17 protein-coding genes are annotated in these 20483 nt (G+C 62.5%); 6 read left to right on the top strand and 11 right to left on the bottom strand.

Features of this window, described 5'->3' with window-relative positions; all coding sequences use genetic code 11:
- Positions 1-14: 14 nt before the first annotated feature.
- Positions 15-1472: an aldehyde dehydrogenase family protein gene (locus AB1286_RS23510; RefSeq protein ID WP_430365651.1), complete on the top strand. Its 1458-nt coding sequence runs from the start codon at positions 15-17 to the stop codon at positions 1470-1472.
- 128 nt (positions 1473-1600) lie between these two features.
- Here the strand turns inward: AB1286_RS23510 and AB1286_RS23515 are convergent, their stop codons facing one another.
- The 5 genes from AB1286_RS23515 to AB1286_RS23535 form a co-directional block, all read right to left on the bottom strand.
- The gene (locus AB1286_RS23515; RefSeq protein ID WP_430365652.1) at positions 1601-2926 is read right to left on the bottom strand and encodes an NAD(P)/FAD-dependent oxidoreductase; all 1326 of its coding nucleotides are present in this window, start codon (positions 2924-2926) and stop codon (positions 1601-1603) included.
- Between the two features lie 2 nt (positions 2927-2928).
- The gene (locus AB1286_RS23520; protein ID WP_430365653.1) at positions 2929-3663 is read right to left on the bottom strand and encodes a cupin domain-containing protein; all 735 of its coding nucleotides are present in this window, start codon (positions 3661-3663) and stop codon (positions 2929-2931) included.
- 37 nt (positions 3664-3700) lie between these two features.
- Complete coding sequence (locus AB1286_RS23525; RefSeq protein WP_430365654.1) at positions 3701-4369, bottom strand: haloacid dehalogenase type II; 669 nt, start codon at positions 4367-4369, stop codon at positions 3701-3703.
- Positions 4370-4586: 217 nt separating this feature from the next.
- Entirely contained in the window at positions 4587-5717 is a 1131-nt protein-coding gene (locus AB1286_RS23530) for a DSD1 family PLP-dependent enzyme (RefSeq protein ID WP_430365655.1), read from the bottom strand.
- Positions 5718-6032: 315 nt separating this feature from the next.
- Complete coding sequence (locus AB1286_RS23535; protein ID WP_430365656.1) at positions 6033-6329, bottom strand: hypothetical protein; 297 nt, start codon at positions 6327-6329, stop codon at positions 6033-6035.
- Between the two features lie 351 nt (positions 6330-6680).
- Between AB1286_RS23535 and AB1286_RS23540 the strand changes: the two genes are divergently transcribed.
- Entirely contained in the window at positions 6681-7991 is a 1311-nt protein-coding gene (locus AB1286_RS23540; RefSeq protein ID WP_430365657.1) for a sensor domain-containing diguanylate cyclase, read from the top strand.
- Positions 7992-8094: 103 nt separating this feature from the next.
- Here the strand turns inward: AB1286_RS23540 and AB1286_RS23545 are convergent, their stop codons facing one another.
- The 6 genes from AB1286_RS23545 to AB1286_RS23570 all read right to left on the bottom strand — a co-directional run bounded on the left by AB1286_RS23545 (position 8095) and on the right by AB1286_RS23570 (position 14764).
- On the bottom strand, positions 8095-9567 hold the full coding sequence (locus AB1286_RS23545) for an NAD-dependent succinate-semialdehyde dehydrogenase (RefSeq protein WP_430365658.1): 1473 nt from the start codon (positions 9565-9567) through the stop codon (positions 8095-8097).
- A 97-nt stretch (positions 9568-9664) separates the two neighbouring features.
- Positions 9665-10753, bottom strand: a complete 1089-nt coding sequence (locus AB1286_RS23550; RefSeq protein ID WP_430365659.1) for a tartrate dehydrogenase — start codon at positions 10751-10753, stop codon at positions 9665-9667.
- A gap of 122 nt (positions 10754-10875) precedes the next feature.
- Positions 10876-11367, bottom strand: coding sequence for an Lrp/AsnC family transcriptional regulator (locus AB1286_RS23555; RefSeq protein WP_206956247.1), 492 nt, complete (start codon positions 11365-11367; stop codon positions 10876-10878).
- 40 nt (positions 11368-11407) lie between these two features.
- Positions 11408-12805, bottom strand: coding sequence for an aspartate aminotransferase family protein (locus AB1286_RS23560; RefSeq protein WP_430365660.1), 1398 nt, complete (start codon positions 12803-12805; stop codon positions 11408-11410).
- Between the two features lie 160 nt (positions 12806-12965).
- On the bottom strand, positions 12966-13892 hold the full coding sequence (locus tag AB1286_RS23565; RefSeq protein WP_430365661.1) for a 2-hydroxyacid dehydrogenase: 927 nt from the start codon (positions 13890-13892) through the stop codon (positions 12966-12968).
- Between the two features lie 8 nt (positions 13893-13900).
- Positions 13901-14764 (bottom strand): GNAT family N-acetyltransferase, encoded by an 864-nt coding sequence (locus AB1286_RS23570; protein ID WP_430365662.1) that lies wholly within the window; start codon positions 14762-14764, stop codon positions 13901-13903.
- Positions 14765-15050: 286 nt separating this feature from the next.
- On the opposite strand from AB1286_RS23570, the gene AB1286_RS23575 reads away from it, so the two are divergent.
- The 4 genes from AB1286_RS23575 (at position 15051) to AB1286_RS23590 (ending at position 20465) form a co-directional block, all read left to right on the top strand.
- Positions 15051-16529 carry an aldehyde dehydrogenase family protein gene (locus AB1286_RS23575; RefSeq protein WP_430365663.1) on the top strand — a complete coding sequence of 493 codons (1479 nt, stop codon included), beginning with the start codon at positions 15051-15053 and terminating at the stop codon, positions 16527-16529.
- 186 nt (positions 16530-16715) lie between these two features.
- Positions 16716-17384, top strand: a complete 669-nt coding sequence (locus AB1286_RS23580) for a haloacid dehalogenase type II (protein WP_430365664.1) — start codon at positions 16716-16718, stop codon at positions 17382-17384.
- Positions 17385-17457: 73 nt separating this feature from the next.
- Complete coding sequence (locus AB1286_RS23585) at positions 17458-18735, top strand: NAD(P)/FAD-dependent oxidoreductase (protein ID WP_430365665.1); 1278 nt, start codon at positions 17458-17460, stop codon at positions 18733-18735.
- A 110-nt stretch (positions 18736-18845) separates the two neighbouring features.
- Positions 18846-20465 carry an ABC transporter substrate-binding protein gene (locus AB1286_RS23590; RefSeq protein WP_430365666.1) on the top strand — a complete coding sequence of 540 codons (1620 nt, stop codon included), beginning with the start codon at positions 18846-18848 and terminating at the stop codon, positions 20463-20465.
- The last annotated feature ends 18 nt before the right edge of the window (positions 20466-20483 follow it).

Raw genomic sequence — 20483 nt, forward strand, 5'->3', positions numbered from 1 at the left:
AGGGACACACAGCAATGACTTCACCTGTTTCTCACCTCATGCAAGCGAGACGGCTCGATCGGTTCTTTATCGGGGGCGAGTGGGTAACGCCCGACGGTACCGATCGCATAGCGGTCGTTTCACCGTCCACCGAAAAAGCAATCTGCGAAATTCCGCTGGGCAACGCGCGCGACGTCGAGCGGGCCGTATGTGCGGCGCGCAAAGCGTTTGCCGGTTGGTCGGCGACTTCGCCGCAAGAACGCGCGACACTGCTCGACCGCATTCACACCTTGCTACTGGAGCGCACCGAGCTATTCGCCGCTGCGCTGGCAACGGAGATGGGTGCGCCTATCAGCTATGCGCGCGCCGCTCATGTGCCGCTCGCGGCCGAGCATATCCGTGTCGCGCGCGATAACCTAGCGAGTTACTCGTTCCGAATTCAGCGGGGTACGACGGCGGTGGTTCGCGAGCCGATCGGCGTATGCGCCCTGATCACGCCGTGGAACTGGCCCATTTACCAAATCACGGCCAAGGTCGGTCCTGCCCTGGCCGCAGGATGCACGGTGGTTTTGAAACCAAGCGAGCTTTCGCCGCTAAGCGCGTTGTTATTTGCGGAAGTCATAGAGGATGCGGGCGTCCCGGCGGGCGTGTTCAATCTCGTGAGCGGCAGCGGCGCGGAGGTCGGCGCCGCGCTGGCATCGCACCCTCACGTCGATATGGTCTCGATCACCGGGTCGACGCGTGCGGGCGTGCTGGTCGCGCAAGCGGCCGCTCCAACGGTCAAGCGCGTGGCGCAAGAGTTGGGCGGCAAGTCGCCCAACGTCGTGCTGCCCGATGCCGATTTGCCGCGTGCCGTCTCGCTTGGCGTTGCCGCGGCGTTTCGGAATATGGGCCAGTCGTGCAGCGCGCCGACGCGCATGATCGTACCGCGCAACCTCTTGGGCGAAGTCGAAGCATTGGCCCTCGCCGCTGTGGACAAGATCATCGTGGGCGATCCATTCGACGAAGCCACGACGCACGGTCCGTTGGCCAATCGCGCGCAATTTTTGCGTGTGCAAGAGATGATCGGGGCGGGCATCGCCGAGCAGGCCAAGTTGATCGTCGGCGGGCTAGGAAGGCCCGCGGCATTCGGCGAGGGTTTCTATGCGCGGCCTACTATCTTTTCCGATGTCCGTACCGATATGAAAATCGCCCGGGAGGAGATCTTCGGCCCGGTCCTCGCCATCCTTCCCTACGATTCGGTCGAAGAAGCGATCACCATCGCGAACGATACGGTCTACGGACTAGGTGCCCATGTGCAAGGCACGGATAAGATGCTGGTGCGTGCGGTTGCCGCGCGCATTCAGTCGGGCCAGGTGCATCTGAATTACCCGGCATGGGACCCGCAAGCGCCGTTCGGCGGGTATAAGCAGTCCGGGAACGGCCGAGAGTATGGCATCGAAGGCATGGAAGAATTCATGGAGGTGAAGTCGATTCTCGGCTACTACGATTGATAGCCGCCGCATATGACGCGGCGATGCCGAGAATTCGAATCCGATGTTTTTAAAGCGGCCTAGTTTGAAGACCTGCGCCATTTACGAGACTTATTGCGTCTCTCTGGCGCAGCCCTAATCCTTAGCCGCTAAAAATCGGCCACCTTGCCCCACGCGGTGTCGGCGAATCGAGCGGGCCGATAGGGAGCAGGGTCGACGATCGGGTTCGCTCCGGTGGCGAGATCGGCCACCAAGTGCCCGGCGCCGGGCCCGATGCCGAAACCATGGCCCGAAAAACCTGCTGCCAAGATCAAGCCGGGCACGCCCGGCACTTCGCCGATGCCCGGAACGCCATCGGGCGTGCTGTCGACGAAACCGGCCCACGCGTGCGTGATCTTGGCCTGGCCGAGCTCGGGTAGCAATGCGACCGCACGGCGATGGGTTTCGGCAATGGTCGGCCGATCGGGCTTCGGATCGAGAATGCGCACGCGCTCCATCGGGGTCGGCTCATCGAGCCGCCACCGTTTCAGCGTTTCATGGCCGCCGCGAACGCCCTCTAGGCCGCCTGGAAGAAGGCTACGCCAGCGTTTGGCGAACATCGGCAGGAACTGCGGAGCGAACCGCAGGAACTGCGGCGTCACATCGACGCGCGCACGTCCGCTAATAGCCAGTGCATAGCGTCCGTCGCTGCGGCGAGTAATGGACACCCCGGAAGTGAATAGCGCATCGGGCAAGCGATGTTCCACCGGCGACACGCTAAGAATGGATTGGCGGATCGATGCCTGAGGAAACCGGATGCCCAACTGACGGCAGAACGCGGAAGCCCACGCGCCACCGGCCAGCACCACGGTACGCGTCTTGATGACGCCGGCTTCCGTGACGACGCCGCAGACCCGCCCGCCTTCCAACTCGATGCCGCGTGCCGCGCAGTGCTGCGTGACGCTACCGCCGAGCTTCATCAGCGCAGCTGCCACGGCCGGCGCCGCCTTCGCAGGGTCAGCCGTACCGTCGCTCGGCGAAAACACGCCGCCTTTCCAGGCTCGCCCCGTCGCCTTCCCTCGCTCGGCCGCTTGCCGGCTATCGAGCATGTAAGTGGTGACGCCTGCCGTCTTCGCGAACTCGCCCCAACTGGCCCAGCGCGACAGTTCGGCGTCGTCGTTGCTCAGATACAGCAGCCCGCAACGATGAAAGCCGGTGTCCTCACCCGATTCGATGCCGAAGCGCTCCCACAGATCGATGCTCTTGCTTGCCATCGGCAACTCGCGCTCGTCGCGGTTTTGCTGCCGGCACCAGCCCCAATTGCGGCTCGACTGCTCGGCGCCGATCCTTCCCTTCTCGACCAGGGCGACCGACGCCCCACGCTGGGCCATGTAATAGGCGGCAAAGACACCGATGATGCCGCCTCCGATGACGACGACGTCAGCGAAGGCCGGCAGCGTGGGCGAAGTGTGTATGGGGCGCAGCGGAGGGGACATGATTAAGCTCGTTCGATTGAGGCCTGGACGTTCTGAACAACGTAAAACTTCGCAACGCGATCGCCGCTTTCCCATCCGATCGGCGTGTCCTTCGGCACGAAGATCGCGTCGCCGGTATCGAGCGACAGCACGCTGCCGTCGGGCGCGGCGAACCGCACGCTGCCGGCCAAGAGACACATGAATTCGTTCACGCGATGCGGGCGAACGATCCGATGATAGGGCGTCGAATCCCACGTGCCCGCGCTGTAAGCCGTGCCGTCATCGGCGAAGATATTGTCGCTCCGGCACTGCGGGGCCGGGCCGAGCAGTACTTCAGCCGGTAGGGAAGCGGATGGCTTGAAGTCGGCCTCCGCGCGCAAGGGGAATAGGCCGCTCGTCATCGATTCCTTGCAGGCGGCCGCGCAGAACACGAAAAGCACGCGCGATTCGGCGCTGATGCGAAGCGAGGTGCCCGCGCCGATAACGGCCCCCTCTTGCGGACCGAGTGACAACGGCGCCATACCGGCCGCTTCCAATGTGAGTTTGCCTTCGACGACGACGATGGTTTCGATATGGGGGAAGGTCGGCACGTCGAGTTGGCCGATGAAACTGATTCGACCCGCGGTAATCGAGTCGGGGCCTTCCCAGGCGATTTCCCGACTTCGCGCAAATGGATCGTTCCGGCCGAATGCACCTCTGCGGAAAGCGGTTGATAAAGAGGCACCGTCGGCGCGGTGCAGTACGAACGCTGCGTTCACATGTGCTCCTATGGCGTGTGCGAATGACCGGAAGCGGTTAGAGGCCGAGTTGTTCGGCCAACTCGATGATGCTTTTAACGGGGGTGTACCCGTATTCCGGTGCTTCCGGTTCATGCCCACGCAGCACGTGAGCTTTGTGGACGATACCCAGGTCGTGCGCGGTCATGAGGTCGTAGCGCGGGCTCGACGAGACATGCAGAATTTCGTGCGGCTGCACGTCAAGCTTCTTGAACATGTATTCGAAGCCTTGCATGCGCGGTTTGTACGCGCCGGCGTCTTCCGCCGTGATGACGGCATGAAACGGCGCGCCGAGCTTTTCGATATTGCTCGTGATCTGCGCGTTGTCGGCGTTGGTCAGGCCGACCAGCTTGTATTTCTTTGCCAGACGCGAGAGTCCCTCGGGGACATCCGGATGCGGTCCCCACGTCGGCACCGCCACGTAGAACTTTTCGGCCTCGCTTTCGATGAAAGGCACGCCGGTCCGCTCGCAGGTGCGGCGCACCGAATTGACGACGACGTCGCGATAGGGCTTCCAGGCGCCGAGCACTTCGTCGCGTCGATAGGCGGCGAACAGCTTGACGAAATTTTCCATGGCGTCGCCGCGCAGACGGTTGCCGTAAATCTCTCGCGCCATGTCGGCCATGCGGAAGTTGACGAGCGTACCGTAGCAATCGAACGTAATGAATTTCGGCTCGAAGTCGATCATGTCTTCAGTCTCGATAAGTGACGAATCCCGAGGGATGCTTGAATGAGAGGGCTTGCCGATATATTTCGGGCGCGCGCCGACGGAAAGATCGGTAGCTGAAATTTAAGCAAGAATGCGTTCGCAACGACGCCGAATTCATCGGCGAAAAGCACAGTTTTTAGCCGTTTTCGAGGGGCTTCGCGGCAGTTTCTGCGGCGTGAAGCGGGGGACGTTGTCCTTACCAGCCATAGAAGCGAGGCCAGGTTTCGATGCTGCCGTCCGGATTGACGGCCCGATAGGCGGGATGCTGGGCGCCGGTGGCGCAGGCATGGTTGGGCAGAATGCGTAGACGCGTGCCGATCGGAAACCGCTCACCGATCTCGAGATCCGGCGAACCGGCCCGGGAGATGATGCCGTGTTCCTGGTTTGCGCCGCTTAACACATACTCGCCCAGCGCCTCGCCGTTTTCGAGGCAGACGAGCCCGTAGCCGAAATCGCGTTTTTGGCGCTGGGTGCCGCGATCGCGGCTCATGGCCATCCAACCCGCGTCCACAATGGCCCAGCCTTTCTCGCTCTGGTGGCCGATCACTGTCGTCAATACGCTCAATGCAATATCGGAAGTGTCGTTGACGCCCACGTTATGCATGACGAGGTCGAACATGACATAGACCCCCGCACGGACCTCCGTGATGCCATCGAGATGCTCGGCGGCCAGAGCGGTCGGCGTCGAACCGATGCTGACGACATCGCACCTCAAGCCCGCCGACCGAATGCGCTCGGCAGCGCGCACGCAGCGCGAACGTTCTTGTTCGGCGATGCGGACCAATTCGGCGGGCGTGTCGTAATCGTAGCTGGACCCCGCATGGGCCAAAACGCCGCCGAGATGCATCCCGCCGTCGGATAGCGTGGTCGCGACGTCGAGGAGTGCATCGTCGTCAGGCGCAATACCTGATCGATGGCCATCCACATCGATCTCGATCCAAACCTCGAAGGGTTCGGCGTGCTCTCGGCCGAAGGCGACGATCGCTTGCGCACAGGCTACGCTGTCGGCGACGATCTTCAGAGCGCAGCCTTGCCGCCGAAGCGCATGGGCCTGCGCAAGTTTCGCCGGGGCCATGCCGACCGCATAGACGATGTCTCCGATCCCGCTTGCAAAGAACTGCTCGGCTTCTTTGAGTGTCGATACGGTAATGCCGCGTGCGCCGGCGTCCATCTGCGCCTTGACCACTTGCTCGCATTTGGTTGTCTTGACGTGTGGCCGAAAACTCACGCCGAGCGTATTCATGCGCTGCTGCATTCGCTCGATGTTGCGGCGCATTTGCGCGACGTCGATCAATGCTGCGGGCGTGTTCAGCGACTCGAAATTCATCTGCGGCTCCTGTCGATTCATTGTGCGATCGGCTTTGGGTGCCGACAACGCGCATAAGCAGGAGCCACTATAAAAGTTCATCCCCAAATTGTGCTTAATGAGGAATAAACCGGTCGTTAAGCGTTGTTGAATGGTAGGTGCGGCCCTTCCTGGTATGGGGATCGGATTACTTGCTTATGCGACTGCGCTCGTGCGCAGTACAGGATCGCGAAGGGAGGTGGATGATCGTTGGTGCCGCTCGAAAGCGATAGAAACGGCGCAATACTCAATCGCCGACAAGTTACGTATTGCGCCGCCGCCGATAGTCAGATTCGCTTAGAACGCAGACCAGGGCGTCCAGCTCGCGTCAGGGTTTGGCGTCGTTTTCCAGCAACTTACGGTGTTCCCATTCCGATCGGTTGCAAACAACTGAATCCGTTTATCGGACAAGTAACCGACCGCAATGCTCGTCGCTCCTCCATTGGGCGTTTGGAAGGGCTGCCATGCGGTCCACCCCGAATCCGGATTGGTTGTTTCCTTCCACCTGCTTGCAAGCTGACCGTTGCTATCCACGGCAAAGACCTGAATCCTGCCGTCTTCAAGATCGCCGGCGCTGATAAATACTCGGGACATGGTCATCTCCTGTATCGCAAAGTCTCACGACTCGTGTGGGTTGTTTGGATTTAGTTATGTCGCTTCCTCCCTATTCATATTGTTAGACCGTTGAAAGCAACAGATCTACCTGTCTACATTGATAGGGAGGCTCCGTGCGGACACGGGTATTGCTGCGCGCGGATGCTCGTCGTACAGCCTGCTTGGCCGCAATGCAAGTGCGTATTCTTCTGGATCCAGTGGACTATGTTTCAAGAGTAGGATCGATGCGTCAATTTTTGTGCTCCGGCACTCAACGCAACGCTCACCTTGTCGACAAGCTACTCACTTAACGCACCGTCCACGCCCCGGCATCGACTCATCGCTGCAATCGTGGGTCTGCTCCTGGTCTTAGGGGCGGTTCTCGTTTGGCCGCGCGCCAGCACGCCGGCCCCCGTTGTGGAACCGTTTCTGCCGATGTTCGGCATGGCCGTCTTATTGACCGAAGGTCTGACGGCCCATCTGCTCTATACGCAGTACTCGGTATCGGGTCGCCCTATTTACGCGGCGCTAAGCGGCGCATACCTGTTCGCGGCCATTTCCGTGGCCGTCCAAATGCTCGCATTTCCGGGCGTCTTCTCCCCTACGGGATTGCTAGGCGCCGGCGCGCAATCGGCCGTATGGATTTGGGTGTTCTGGCACGGCGGTTTTCCGGCGCTCGTTGCCGCGTCATTGGCGTTGCGCCGCGTGTTCCCGCGCGGGTCGCAGCGCCGGGGATACAAATGGCTCATCGCGGCATGCCTCACGGCGGGCGCGGCCCTCATTGCGAGTGCGGCGTGCTATGTCGCAATCGAACATGTAGTCTGGTTGCCGGATCTGATCGCGGGCAGCTCGTACCGGGCCTTGGCCGAGAACCCTATCGCGATCGCTGTCGTTTGCATCAACATAGGCACCTTCGTCGGCCTCGTCGCGACGACGCGGTTGCGCACGATGCTCGAACTATGGCTGGCGATTGCGCTGCTGGCCGGCTCCGTCGATGTGGTGCTGACGATACACGCGGGCGCGCGCTATAGCCTGGGTTGGTACACCGCGCGGATCGCGGCGGTGTGCGCGTCGAGTGCCGTTCTAGGCATGCTGCTGCGGGAGATCAGCCATTTGTATCGAAGCTTGCATCGCGCGCACGAATCGTTGATCCAGTCTTCGCTGCGCGACGGGTTGACGAAAACATTCAACCGTCAGTACTTTGATACGCAGTATCCCGACCTGCTCGACGTCTCGGCCAACGCGGGCCGGCCGCTATCCGTTCTCATGGTCGACATCGACTACTTCAAGCAATTCAATGACAACTTCGGCCATCGCGCGGGCGACGATTGCCTGCGGGCCGTCGCATCGGCGTTGCAAAGCGGGCTCAGGCGGCCCTGGGATTTCGTCGCGCGGTTCGGTGGCGAGGAATTCGTCGTGGTGCTGCCGAACTGCGATACGTCAACGGCTCGCGAGGTCGCCGAGTCTTTGCGTCGCGCCGTGGAAGCGCTCGATATTTCCGCTCCGCACTCGCCGCAGGGCCGCGTGACGATATCGATCGGTGTCTCCACATCTGCGCCGCAAGGTTCCGCGACGCCGGGCGAGTTGCTCGAAGAAGCGGATCGCGGGCTTTATCGCGCGAAGCGGGCCGGCAGAAACCGCGTCGAGGCCGACGCGGCGTAGAGGCGCTTTTCCCGTAACGTTTGCGCCATTGGGGGCGTGTGGCGTGAGCGAACGGCGAGTGGTGCCGCATCGCGCCGCTCGCCGATTGCCACGCGCGTGCTAGCTAAGCTAGATTGCCCTGACACAAATACTTGATCGACAAATAGTCGTCGAGACCGTATTTCGAGCCTTCCCGTCCATAACCCGATTCTTTCACGCCGCCGAACGGCGCGGCCTCGCTCGAGATCGCGCCTTCGTTGATTCCGACGAGCCCGGCCTCCAGTGCGCGCGAGACGCGGTCGATTCGCTTCATGTCGTTGCTATAGAAATACGAGGCCAGTCCGTACGGGGTGGCGTTCGCCGCTTCAATCGCTTCGTGTTCCGCTTCGAAACGGAAGAGCGGGACGACCGGGCCGAACGTCTCTTCGTCGCATAGCAGCATGCTTGTATTCGCATCGGCGAGTACCGTCGGTGCGTAGAAGTTGGCGCCGAGTTCGGCAAGACGCGCGCCGCCCGTTAATAGACGAGCGCCGTGCGTCAGTGCGTCGTCGACGTGCCGCGCGATCTTATCCACCGCGCGTGCATTGATCATCGGGCCGATCTGAGTCGATGCGTCGCTCGCCGGACCGACCGTCAAAGCACGCACGCGTTCGGCCAGCAACGCCGCGAAGCGCTCGTACACACCCGCTTGCACATAAACGCGGTTGGGACACACGCAGGTTTGCCCACCGTTGCGGAATTTCGAAACGATGAGCCCGGCTACGGCAGCGTCGAGATCGGCATCGTCGAACACGATGAACGGTGCGTTGCCGCCTAATTCGAGCGAGAGCTTCTTCAGCGTATCGGCCGATTCGCGCGCCAGGTGCTTGCCGACAGCCGTCGATCCCGTGAACGTAATCTTGCGTACGCGCGTATCGTGCAGCCAGTCGGCTACCGCTTCCACGCCGCGTCCGCGTGAGGCGGTGACGAGGTTCAACACGCCGGGCGGCACGCCGGCTTCATGCGCAAGCAAGACGAGCGCCGATGCCGTGAGCGGCGTGTCTTCGGCCGGTTTGCCGACGACCGTGCACCCGGCTGCCAACGCGGGGGCAATCTTGCGCGCGATCATCGCCAGCGGAAAATTCCACGGCGTGACGGCCGCCACGATCCCGATCGGTTCCTTGATCGCGCTCATCCGTTTGCCGCGCTGCTGCTGGGGAATCAAGTCGCCGTAGATGCGCGTGGCTTCCTCGGCGAACCATGCGACATACGACGCGCCGTAGGCTACTTCGCCGCGCCCTTCGGCAAGCGGCTTGCCTTGCTCGCGCGAGATCAAGGCGCCGAGGGCATCTTGGTTCGCGACGATGAGGGCATGCCAGCGCCGTAGGATCTCGGCGCGCTCTTTCGGCAACGTCTCGCGCCAAGCGGGCAGGGCGGCTGCGGCCGCGTCGGTCGCGGCGCGTGCATCGGCGACGTGGCTGTCGGCCACTTCGGCAATGAGCGTGCCGTCCGCGGGATTCGTGACGGGGAACAGCGCGCCGTCTGCGGCGGGCACCCACCGCCCGCCGATAAAGTTAGCCGTGCGTATCAGCGCTTCCGGCTCGAACTTAGTCGTCATGGTCGATCTTCCTTTCGTCGATTTCGGTATTCGGTCGGGCGGCTCGTCGGTGCTCTGTCATACCGCAGGCAAGGCGGCCGCGCTATTCGCTATTGCCTTAGAGGTCCGCCACACGAGCGGCGATCGCGGCGCCCACGTCGGCCGTCTTCGCATTGCCGCCGAGATCGCCGGTGCGGGGGCCCGCCTTCAACGTCGCCTCGATGGCCGCGAGGATGGCATCGTGAGCCTCGCGTTCCCGACCGCCGTGATGGCCGAGGAAATCGAGCATCATCGCCGCCGACCAGATCATTGCGATCGGGTTGGCGATGCCTTTGCCCGCGATGTCGGGGGCCGAACCGTGTACGGGCTCGAAGAGCGACGGAAACGCGCGATCGGGGTTCAGATTGGCCGACGGCGCGAGCCCGATCGTGCCGGTGCAGGCCGGGCCGAGATCGGAGAGGATGTCGCCGAATAGGTTCGTTGCGACGACGACGTCGAAGCGATCCGGGTTCAGTACGAAGCGCGCGCAAAGAATGTCGATGTGCTGCTTGTCCCAGGCGACGTCGGGGTAGGCGGCGGCGACTTCGGCCGCACGCGCGTCCCACCAGGGCATGCTGATCGCGATGCCGTTGCTCTTCGTGGCGACCGTCAACTTTTTCTTGGCGCGCCGCTGCGCCAAATCGAACGCGAACTTGAGCACCCGCTCGCTGCCGCGTCGCGTAAAGATCGATTCCTGAACGACGAATTCGCGCTCCGTTCCCTCGAACATCACGCCGCCCACGGACGAGTATTCGCCCTCGGTGTTTTCGCGCACGATCCAAAAGTCGATATCGCCGGCACGCCGCCCGGCAAGCGGCGACGGTACGCCTTCGAACAGCCGGGCGGGACGCAAATTGATGTATTGATCGAACTCGCGCCGAAACTTGAGCAGCGAGCCCCAGAGGGAGATATGGTCCGGCACCTTCGCGGGCCATCCCACGGCGCCGAACAGAATCGCATCGCAACGCGTAAGCTGGGCTTTCCAGTCGTCCGGCATCATCCGGCCGTGCTTTTCGTAGTAATCGCAACTTGCCCAATCGATATGCTCGTATTCGAGCGAGATGCCGAAGCGCCGGCTTGCCGCATCGAGTACGCGCAAGCCTTCGGGCATCACTTCGGTACCGATGCCGTCGCCGGGTATGACGGCGATTCGATATGTGCCAGCCATGACGGGAATGCCTCCTTGAAGCCGAATGTTCTGAACGAGAAATCGGATGCCGGCGCGGACGATGGCGCGCGATGCGCCCCGCGCACGTGCGCGAGCACGTGCTCGAGCGACGAAAGCGCGTTTTACGACTGCGGGAACAGCACCTCGAGCGGATAGTGCGTTTTAACGAAAGGCGATTTGATGATGACGTAGCTGAAATACTTTTCGATGCCGATGTCGCGTTCGAGCAGACCTTCGATCACGCTCTGATAGTGGCTGACGCTGCGCGTCACGAACTTGAGCAGGTAATCGTAGCCGCCGCTGGCCAGATGGCATTCGATGATCTCGTCGACATCCTTGATCGCGGCGACGAAGCGAATGAAATCCTCGCGGCGGTGATCGGCGAGCGTGACCTCGGTGAAAACGATCTGAACGTCGCCGAGCTTTTCGAGCTGTATCTGCGCGCCGTAGCCGACGATATAGCCGGCTTTCTCCAATCGCTTGACGCGAATCAAACAGGGACTCGGCGACAAGCCGACCGCATCGGCGAGTTCGACGTTAGTGATACGTCCGCGCTTTTGAAGTTGCGAAAGGATCCGTAGATCGATCCGGTCAAGCTTGCAATCTCCGCTCATCTTTGTGTCGCCCGAGTCGTGCCGCTAACGAGCGATTACTTTAGCACGCGACCGCGCGGGCTTTGCGATCGATTGCGGCCCGCACGTCGGGCTCGGCGAGGACGTCGTCGAGCGTACGCCGCAGGCGCTCGAACAACAGGTCGAACTCGTCGGCCGTGTACGACAGCGCAGGCGCGAAGCCGAGGATATTGTCGCCGAAGGCCCGGAAGATCAACCGATTGCGATATGCGGCGGCGGCGATGCGATCGGGTAGCTTCAGCGCGGCATCGAAGCCGCTTTTGGTTTCCTTGTCCGCAACGAGTTCGAGCGCGCCGAGCAGCCCCCGATGACGCGAATCGCCTACGAGCGGATGCTCGAGCAGGGCGTCGAGCCCTTGCGCGAAGCGCGGCGCTAACGTCTGCGCATTGGCCAGCAATCCGCCCTCGTGGTACAGACGCATGACCTCGAGCGCGATCGCCGCGCTGACCGGGTGCGCGCTATAGGTGTAGCCGTGTCCGATCGGGGCGTCGGGGCTTGCGTCGGCGATGGCGCGATAGAGTTCGTCCGACATGAGCACGGCGCCCATCGGCGCATAGCCTGCCGTCAGTCCTTTCGCAACGGTCATGAGGTCGGGCTCCACGTGCTCGGCTTCGCATGCGAAGAGCGGACCGGTGCGCCCGAACCCGGTGATGACTTCGTCGGCCACGAATAGGATGCCGAGCGCGCGGCATGCATCGCGCATCGCTTTGAGCCATCCGACCGGCGGCACGATCACCCCGCCTGAACCCTGGATCGGCTCGCAAAAGAACGCGGCGACGTTGTCCGCGCCGAGTTCGTCCACTTTGGCGCGAAGCATGGAGACCGAGGCTTCGATGAGCGCGGCATCGTCGGCGAAGCTGTTGCGGTAGGCGTAAGGCGATGCGATGTAATGCTGGTGCGGCAGCGGCAGATCGAAATGCCGATGAAAGGTTGGTAGAGCGGTCAGGCCCGAGCCCACCGACGACGACCCGTGATACCCGCGCTCGAGCGAGATGAATTGCTTCTTGTGCGGACGCCCCGTGGCGTTGAAGTAATGCGTGATGAAGCGCACGGCGGAATCGACGGCATCGGAGCCGCCCAGCGTGAAATAGACATGTTGTAGCGAAGCGGGGGCGCGTTCGACGAGCTGGGCCGCCAGTTCGATGGCGGGTGCGCTGCCGAAGTGGAAGTACCCGGTCGCATACGGCAGTTTCGCCATCTGCCGCGAGGCGGCCTCGACGATGCTTTGATGACCGTAGCCGACGTTGACGCACCACAGTCCCGAGAAGGCATCGAGCAGCTCGTTGCCTTGCGCGTCGCGCAAGAACGAGCCGTGCGCGGAATCGAGAATGGTCACGCCGCGGGCTTCATGCGCGCGGTAGTTGACGACAGGATGGATCAGATGCTTGCGGTCGGCTTCGATGAGCGAAGAAATCGACATGGTGTCGGGCCCCGTGCAGGTGTGAACGATGACGATTCATAGTACCGGCGAGGGGCTTCGCTTCGTTCTTTGAAAAATACCGCTGAAAAGTGCGCGGCGCGCGTTTTGATGCCGATGGTCAGCATTTTCTGCTGACCGCTAAACGGGGGCTGCCCGTGCCTCAATATCCGCGACGCCGGTCGATCTCGCCGGTCATCGGCAGTCCTAACCGATGCCGCTTAAGGTTATCCAAGACCGATTCGACCGCTGTTTCAGGCCGTGTCGCGCTCGCGATGTGCGGCGTGATCCGTACGCGCGGATGCCGCCAAAACGGATGGCCGGGCGGCAAAGGCTCCGGTGTCGTAACGTCGAGCAACGCGTAGCGCAAATGCTCCGCGTCGAGCAAGCGCAACAAATCGTCTTGTACGAGATGCGCGCCGCGCCCCGTCTGGATCAGCGATGCCCCGCGCGGCAGCTTGCCGAGCAGGCGCGCATCGAGCAAATGACGGGTGGCCGGCGTGAGCGGAAGGAGGCAGACGAGGATGTCGGTACGTGCGAGGAAGGCGTCGAGCGCCGCTTCGCCTGCGTAGCAAGCCACGCCGTCGATCAAATGTTCCGATCGGCTCCAACCGGCGCGGTCGTAACCGAATAGGCGCAGGCGCTCGAGTACGGCGGTGCCCAGCATGCCAAGCCCAAGCACGCCGACCCGGCATGACGCGGCCGGGCGGACGGGAAGCTCGCGCCAAATGCCCCGGCGCTGTTGATCGGCGTAGTCGAGCGAGTCTCGATGTATCGTCAATACGGCGTGCGTCACGTACTCGACCATGCCCTCGACGATACCGGGCTCGATCATTCTGACGATCGGCACATGCGCCGGAACCACGGAAAGATCGAATTGGTCGATGCCGGCGCCCACCGAGAACAGTACTTCTAAGTTCGGGAACGTCTGCGCGATATCGACCGGCGGTTGCCATGCAGCAAGGTAGCGCACGTGGGCGAGCTCGCCCGAATCGGGCCAGACGCTGAAGGCAATCTCGGGTGCGCGCTCGGCGAACAGCTTGGCCCAGACCGCGCCGCGCGCGGGATCGGCTTTATAAAGAAACGTCATCGCCCGAATCAGCCGATGGCTTGGTTGATGATGGCGAACTGCGCGAATGGTTCGTCGTCGACGGCCGGCAGTAACTCGGGGTGGCGGGTCATCTTGATCACGCTGTCCACGCGTACGAGGCCGAGCGATTCGAGCCAAGCCGTAAGCCCGCTGTCGCCGGGCGTATCGATGCGAATGAACATGCCGGGGTTCGACGCGAGCCAGTGCCCGATCAACGCCTTTGCTCGCACGAGGTTCTCGTCGCGCGGCGCGACGACGGGGCCGATCGCACGTCCTCGTCCGAAGCGGCGAAACAGGGCAAAGCCGATCAGCTCGCCGTCGCGGTCCAAGCCGATGCCTTCGGCCACGTCGAGCAGCGGGGGCAGTACGGATGTCCGATCGACTCCGCTTGCTTGTGAAGCGAGTTCGACGAGACGCGGGGCGTCGTTGACGCCTAAAGGCCGCAGCCGTTCGCGTGCCGGCAACTCGAGTAGCGCGGGCTGGAGCGCGGCGCCTTGGTGCTGATCGAGCGTGCCCACCTGCGAGAAACCGAGCTTTTCATAGAGGGGAAGGCCGGCTGGCGTCGCATGGAGCATCGTTGCTCGCGCACCCAATTCGTCGAGCGCCATTTCCATGAGCCTGCGTCCGATGCCAGACCCCTGGTGTTTCGGCGAAACGATCACCATGCCCAGCGACGATGCGCGCTCCCCATACTTCCAGCACAGCACCGTGCCGATGACGCGCGAATCGCGGACGGCGACGAAGCCTGTTCCCAATGGGGCGACGAACGCCCAATCTTCCGCCCGGTGCGGCCACTTCAGTTCGACGGTCAGCGCATGCGCGGCGTCGATGTCCGCGCCCGTGAATCGCCGGTAATGGATGGAGTCCGACACGCGTGCCCCCTGATGGTCTTGATTGAGACGAACTGTGTCATGTGGCGTCGGCGCTGACTAGGACGATCCTTTTATCGGTGTGCGGGCGGTGCGCGGTAAGGCCCGGCGCGTACGCCTTGGTGCAGTGCAATCTGATTCGTTTGCGGCAGCACGACGCGCGGGTTCTGCCGTCGGCGGAATTTTGTCGGCGAAATGCGCTGTGACCTCTGCCGTACGATGGATCACATGAAGCGCATAGGACGCGGACGTTCCGCGACACCGGTGCTCGATTGACGGAGGGTGGTTCATGAACAGCTTCGATCCCGATGCGATTCGCGTGCACGACGCGCATTTCATCGGCGGAGAATATCTGCGAACGCCGGGGCCGACGCTCGACGTCGCGCGGCCTTCAGACGGCCAGGTCTATGCCGCGCTGCCCATCGGCGACGAGAGCCTAGTTGGCCAAGCGGTCGAAAACGCGTGGCATGCCTGGCGCCGAAGCGGCTGGGCAACGATGGCGCCGCGCGAACGTGCGCGTATCTTGCGGCGCTTCGCGGATCTCGTCGCCGCCGACGCACCGACCTTGGCGCCGCTCGAAGCGATGGGGTCGACGAGACCCGTGCGCGACGCGTTCGCTTGGGATGTGCCTTTTACCGCCGAGGGTATCCGCTTTTACGCCGAATTCGCCGACAAGATCGGCGGCCAAGTGGCCGCAACCGATCACGGCCACCTAGGCATGACGATCGCCGAGCCTTACGGGGTGGTCGGCGCCATCGCACCGTGGAATTTTCCGCTCGTCATGGCTTCATGGAAGATCGCCCCCGCATTGGCCGCGGGGAATGCCGTTGTCTTGAAGCCATCGGAGATGACCCCGTTCTCGGTGCTGCGATTGGCCGAACTCGCGGTGCAAGCCGGGGTGCCGGCCGGGGTGTTCAACGTCGTCCAGGGCGATGGACGTACCACGGGCGATGCGCTGGTTCGGCATCCGCTCGTCGGCAAGGTGACGTTCACCGGCTCCACGCAAACGGGCGCGGCGATCATGGCCGCCTGCGCGCACGCCGGGACGAAGCCGGTAACGCTCGAGCTCGGCGGCAAGAGTCCACAGATCGTATTCGCCGATGCACCGGATATCGACGAGGTGGCGAATCGCGTCGCCAAGGCCGTGACGGTCAACGCGGGGCAGGTGTGCGTAGCGGGCTCGCGTTTGATCGTCGAGCGCGCGATTGCCGAACCGCTGGCCGAGCGAATCGAGCGAATCTTCAGAGGATTATCGGCGGGTGCAACCTGGGATGCGGAGGGAACGCTTGCGCCGATCGTGTCGAACGCGCAGGCGCAGCGAATCGAGGGGCTCGTCGATGCGGCGCTTAAGGCCGGGGCGCAGGCTCGTTGCGGTGCGCAACGAGCGCAGGTAGGTGCGGCGGGTGCCTACTATATCCCCACGCTCATCGAAAACGTCACGTCCGAGTCCGCCGCCGTGCGGGAGGAAATCTTCGGCCCCGTCTTGACGTTGCAGACGTTCGATTCGGAAGAGGAGGCGATTGCGCTTGCCCGCCATGCCGACTACGGGCTGGCGGCGGGCGTGCATACCGCCGACCTTGGGCGCGCGCTGCGCCTCGTGCGGACGCTTGAGGCCGGCACCGTTTGGGTCAACCGCTACGGCCGCAGCGCCGATTTCATCCTCCCGACCGGCGGGTACAACCGCTCGGGCGTGGGCAAGGATCTCGGCAAGGAAGCGTACGAGGCCAACTTGCGGTTCAAGAGCGTGTTGATCGACGTGAACGGTTGATGCGCTTGGGCCGCCGCAGACTGTGCTGCCGTGCCGGTGCAAAACGCGCGGTTTATGTCACGGGTACCGGCCAAATCAGAGACATCTTTGTTTTTGCATTGATTAAATCTTTTCATGACGCAAGCTTTCGCACGACGGCGCGACGGCATGCAATGAGCTGAAGAACCTACTTGAGGATGCACTGAAATGATCGATTTCGAGCCGAAATACATCACTTTCGACTGCTACGGCACGCTAACCCGCTTTCGTATGGCGGAGATGACGCGCGAGCTATACGGCAAAGCGTTGGACCCCGCCAAGCTCGAGACGCTCGTTAAGTTCTTCGCCGCCTATCGCCGCGACGAAGTGCTGGGTGCGTGGAAACCCTACCGCGACGTCGTGGTCGATGCGTTCCGCCGCGCATGCGAAAGAACGGGCGTTGCGTTCGACGAGGCGAAGGCCGAGAGCATCTACTTGGCCGTGCCCACCTGGGGGCCGCACCCCGACGTGCCGGAAGGGCTCTCCCGGCTTGCGAATAAATACAAGCTCGTGATCTTATCGAACGCATCGAACGATCAGATTCAGCACAACGTGGACAAGCTCGGCGCCCCGTTTCATGCCGTCTTCACCGCGCAGGAGGCACAGTCGTACAAACCGCGTATGCGCGGCTTCGAATACATGTTCGACCAACTCAATTGCAATCCCGAAGACGTCTTGCACGTGTCGTCGAGCCTGCGCTACGACTTGATGACGGCTCACGACCTCGGGATCAAGCACAAGGCCTTCGTCAAGCGGGGGCACGAGCCGTCGACGCCGTATTACGAGTACTACGAAGTCGACGATATCCCGCACCTGGCCTCGATGCTCGGCCTTTGAGCGTGCGCTCGATCGATCACCCGCCCGGCGAGATCCGGCCAAACGCATTCGATACCGATAGAGGGACGCCACGATGAAGCTCGAGTCCTACTGGCTCGATACCGCGCCCGCTGCGACCCTTGGCGACGATGCCGCCGTCCAGGGACGCGTGGACGTCGCCGTCGTGGGTGGCGGGTTCACGGGGCTGTCGGCGGCTCTCGCGCTGGCCAAGCGCGGCGCAAGCGTGGCGCTGCTCGATTCGGGACGGATCGGGGGCGGTGCGTCGGGTAGAAACGGCGGCCAAGTCAATACGGGCGTCGCGCAGGACTTCGGCGCGTTGGTCGCGCAACTCGGGCTCGAGCGTGCACGCCGATGCTACCTGGCGTATGCCGCCGCTGTGGATACGGTCGAGCGGATCATCCGCGAGGAGTCGATCGAGTGCGACTACCTTGCGTCGGGGAAGCTCAAGTTGGCGTCCAAGCCGCATCACTATGAGCACTTGGCGAGGACGGCGGAGTTGATTCATCGCGAAGTCGATTCGAACATCGAATTGATCGATGCCATGCGGATCGGCGGGGAAGTCAATTCGGACCGGTTCTACGGCGGCTTATTGCAGCGCCATGGCGGTCAAATGCATATGGGCAAGTTCGCGATCGGGCTCGCGCAGGCGGCGCGCCGGTATGGTGCGACGCTCTACGAGCACGCGCCGGTCACGACGATCGAGAAAGAAGGGGCCGGAGGCTATCGCGTCGTTTCCAAGCGCGGCGAGCTCACGGCAACGAACGTGTTGATTGCGACGGGGCCGTCGAAACACGGCCCGTTTTCCTGGTATCGCCGTCGCATCGCACCGATCGGCTCGTTCATCATCGTGACGGAGCCGCTGGGTGCCGACACCGTTGCGAGCCTTTTTCCGAAGCGGCGCGCCTATACGACGACGCGGCTCATGCACAACTACTTTCGCGTCACGGCGGACACGCGTCTCGTGTTCGGCGGCCGCGCGCGCTTTACGGCGTCGGAACAACCTTCCGACGAAAGGAGCGGGCGCATTTTGCAGCGCAACCTGATCGAACTTTTTCCGCAGCTTGCGCGGGCGCGTATCGACTATTGCTGGGGCGGTCTCGTTGATATGACGGCCGATCGTTTGCCGCGCGCCGGGCAGCACGACGGCCTCTATTTCTCGATGGGTTATAGCGGCCACGGCACGCAGATGTCGACGCACATGGGGCAGGCGATGGCAGACGTGATCGACGGACGCATCGATGCCAATCCATGGCGCGATTTGCCGTGGCCCGCGATTCCGGGCCATACGGGCAAGCCGTGGTTCTTGCCGATCGTCGGAACCTACTACCGGATCAAAGACGTTTTTTATTGAGTTCGACGAGTAGCAACCGCAGTGCCGTTACGACGAAGGGGCAGACAGCCTTCGCCGAACGTTGTTCATCACTATTAGGCCATCTTCGGCTTACCTCGCGGAGAAGTGCAATGAAAAAGGACACCTCACAATACGGTGCTGTCGAGTCCGAGACCACACTCGAGCTGTTGACCGCGAAGGGCGCCTCGCGACGCGACGCATTGCGCGCGCTCGTGGCCGCGGGCCTCGTAAGCGTCACGGGCGGCGGCTTGCTCGTGGCGAGCACGGCGGCACGTGCGCAAGCCAAGCCCAAACAAGGCGGCAAAATTCGCGTGGCGACGCAGTCGGCCTCGACGGCCGATACGCTCGATCCCGCCAAGGGCGCGCTTGCGACGGACTATGTCCGCTGCAATATGATCTATAACGGTCTGACGGAACTCGATGCCCACCTCGGCGCGCAAATGGCGCTGGCAAGCTCGTTCGATACGAAGGATGCGAAGGTGTGGGTCGTCAAGCTACGCTCGGGCGTGCAGTTTCATGACGGCAAGCCTCTGACGCCGGCCGATGTCGTGTATTCCCTGATGCGGCACAAGGACCCGGCAACCGCATCGAAAGCGAAAACGTTGGCCGACCAATTCAGCGACGTAAAGGCGACGGGGCCGAGCGAGGTGACGATCACGCTCGTGGGCCCGAATGCGGATCTGCCCGAAATCTTGGGCGACGCGCATTTCCTGATCGTGAAGGACGGTACCAAGGATTTTTCGAAGGCAGCCGTCGGCACGGGGCCGTTCAAGCTCAAAGAGTTTCAACCGGGCGTGCATACGGTCGTGGTCAAGAACGAGCGCTATTGGAAGCCGGGCCTGCCGCACTTGGACGAGATCGAATTGATCGGCATCGGCGACGAGTCGGCACGCGTCAATGCGCTGCTGTCGGGCGACGTGCAACTCATCAACCAATTGAGCCCGCAGTCGGCCTCGCGCATCAAGGGCACGCCGGGTTACGCCGTTCTCGAAACGAAGACGGGGCAGTACACCGACCTCATCATGCGCAATGAAGGCGGTATCACGGGCAACCAGGATTTCCGTCTCGGCCTCATGCACTTGCAAAACCGCGAGCAAATGCGCCAAGCGGTGTTTCAAGGATATGGCGCGATCGGCAACGATCAGCCGATCGATCCGACGAACAAGTACTACTTCGCCGGCTTGCCGCAGCGCACGTACGACCCCGACAAGGCGAAGTTCTACTTCAAGAAGGCGAACGTCGGCAGCACGCCGCTGCAACTGTTCGCATCGCCTGCGGCGGACGGCTCGGTCGATATGGCGATGCTGCTGCAACAAGCCGCACCGCTGGCCGGATTGAACCTACAGGTCATGCGCGTACCGTCCGACGGCTATTGGTCGAATCATTGGATGAAGCATCCGCTCGGTTACGGGTCGATCAATGCGCGGCCTACCGCCGACATGCTGTTCACGCAGTTTTTCAAATCGGACGCGCCGTGGAACGAGGCGAATTGGAAAGATCCGCAATTCGATCAGATGCTCGTCGCGGCGCGAGGAGAACCCGACGATGCGAAGCGCAAGCAGATCTACGGCGATATGCAGGTCCTGGTACACGAGAAAGGCGGGATCGGCATTCCCATGTTCTTGAGCTCCCTGGACGGCCATAGCGCAAAGCTTCAGGGCCTCGGATCGATTCCGCTCGCGGGACTGATGGGCTTCATGTTCGCCGAGCACGTCTGGCTCGAGGCCTGACGCTTAAGCCTTGAGCTG

Origin of the sequence: Trinickia sp. NRRL B-1857 (genome assembly GCF_050470685.1) — a bacterium.
In the GTDB taxonomy this organism is placed as follows: Bacteria; Pseudomonadota; Gammaproteobacteria; order Burkholderiales; family Burkholderiaceae; genus Trinickia.

Excerpts from the sequence above, each read along its gene's own strand:
- AB1286_RS23510 (WP_430365651.1), top strand. The coding sequence starts at position 15 with ATGACTTCACCTGTTTCTCACCTCATGCAAGCGAGACGGCTCGATCGG.
- AB1286_RS23515 (WP_430365652.1), bottom strand. The coding sequence starts at position 2,926 with ATGTCCCCTCCGCTGCGCCCCATACACACTTCGCCCACGCTGCCGGCC.
- AB1286_RS23525 (WP_430365654.1), bottom strand. The coding sequence starts at position 4,369 with ATGATCGACTTCGAGCCGAAATTCATTACGTTCGATTGCTACGGTACG.
- AB1286_RS23530 (WP_430365655.1), bottom strand. The coding sequence starts at position 5,717 with ATGAATTTCGAGTCGCTGAACACGCCCGCAGCATTGATCGACGTCGCG.
- AB1286_RS23535 (WP_430365656.1), bottom strand. The coding sequence starts at position 6,329 with ATGTCCCGAGTATTTATCAGCGCCGGCGATCTTGAAGACGGCAGGATT.
- AB1286_RS23545 (WP_430365658.1), bottom strand. The coding sequence starts at position 9,567 with ATGACGACTAAGTTCGAGCCGGAAGCGCTGATACGCACGGCTAACTTT.
- AB1286_RS23550 (WP_430365659.1), bottom strand. The coding sequence starts at position 10,753 with ATGGCTGGCACATATCGAATCGCCGTCATACCCGGCGACGGCATCGGT.
- AB1286_RS23555 (WP_206956247.1), bottom strand. The coding sequence starts at position 11,367 with ATGAGCGGAGATTGCAAGCTTGACCGGATCGATCTACGGATCCTTTCG.
- AB1286_RS23560 (WP_430365660.1), bottom strand. The coding sequence starts at position 12,805 with ATGTCGATTTCTTCGCTCATCGAAGCCGACCGCAAGCATCTGATCCAT.
- AB1286_RS23565 (WP_430365661.1), bottom strand. The coding sequence starts at position 13,892 with ATGACGTTTCTTTATAAAGCCGATCCCGCGCGCGGCGCGGTCTGGGCC.
- AB1286_RS23575 (WP_430365663.1), top strand. The coding sequence starts at position 15,051 with ATGAACAGCTTCGATCCCGATGCGATTCGCGTGCACGACGCGCATTTC.
- AB1286_RS23580 (WP_430365664.1), top strand. The coding sequence starts at position 16,716 with ATGATCGATTTCGAGCCGAAATACATCACTTTCGACTGCTACGGCACG.
- AB1286_RS23585 (WP_430365665.1), top strand. The coding sequence starts at position 17,458 with ATGAAGCTCGAGTCCTACTGGCTCGATACCGCGCCCGCTGCGACCCTT.
- AB1286_RS23590 (WP_430365666.1), top strand. The coding sequence starts at position 18,846 with ATGAAAAAGGACACCTCACAATACGGTGCTGTCGAGTCCGAGACCACA.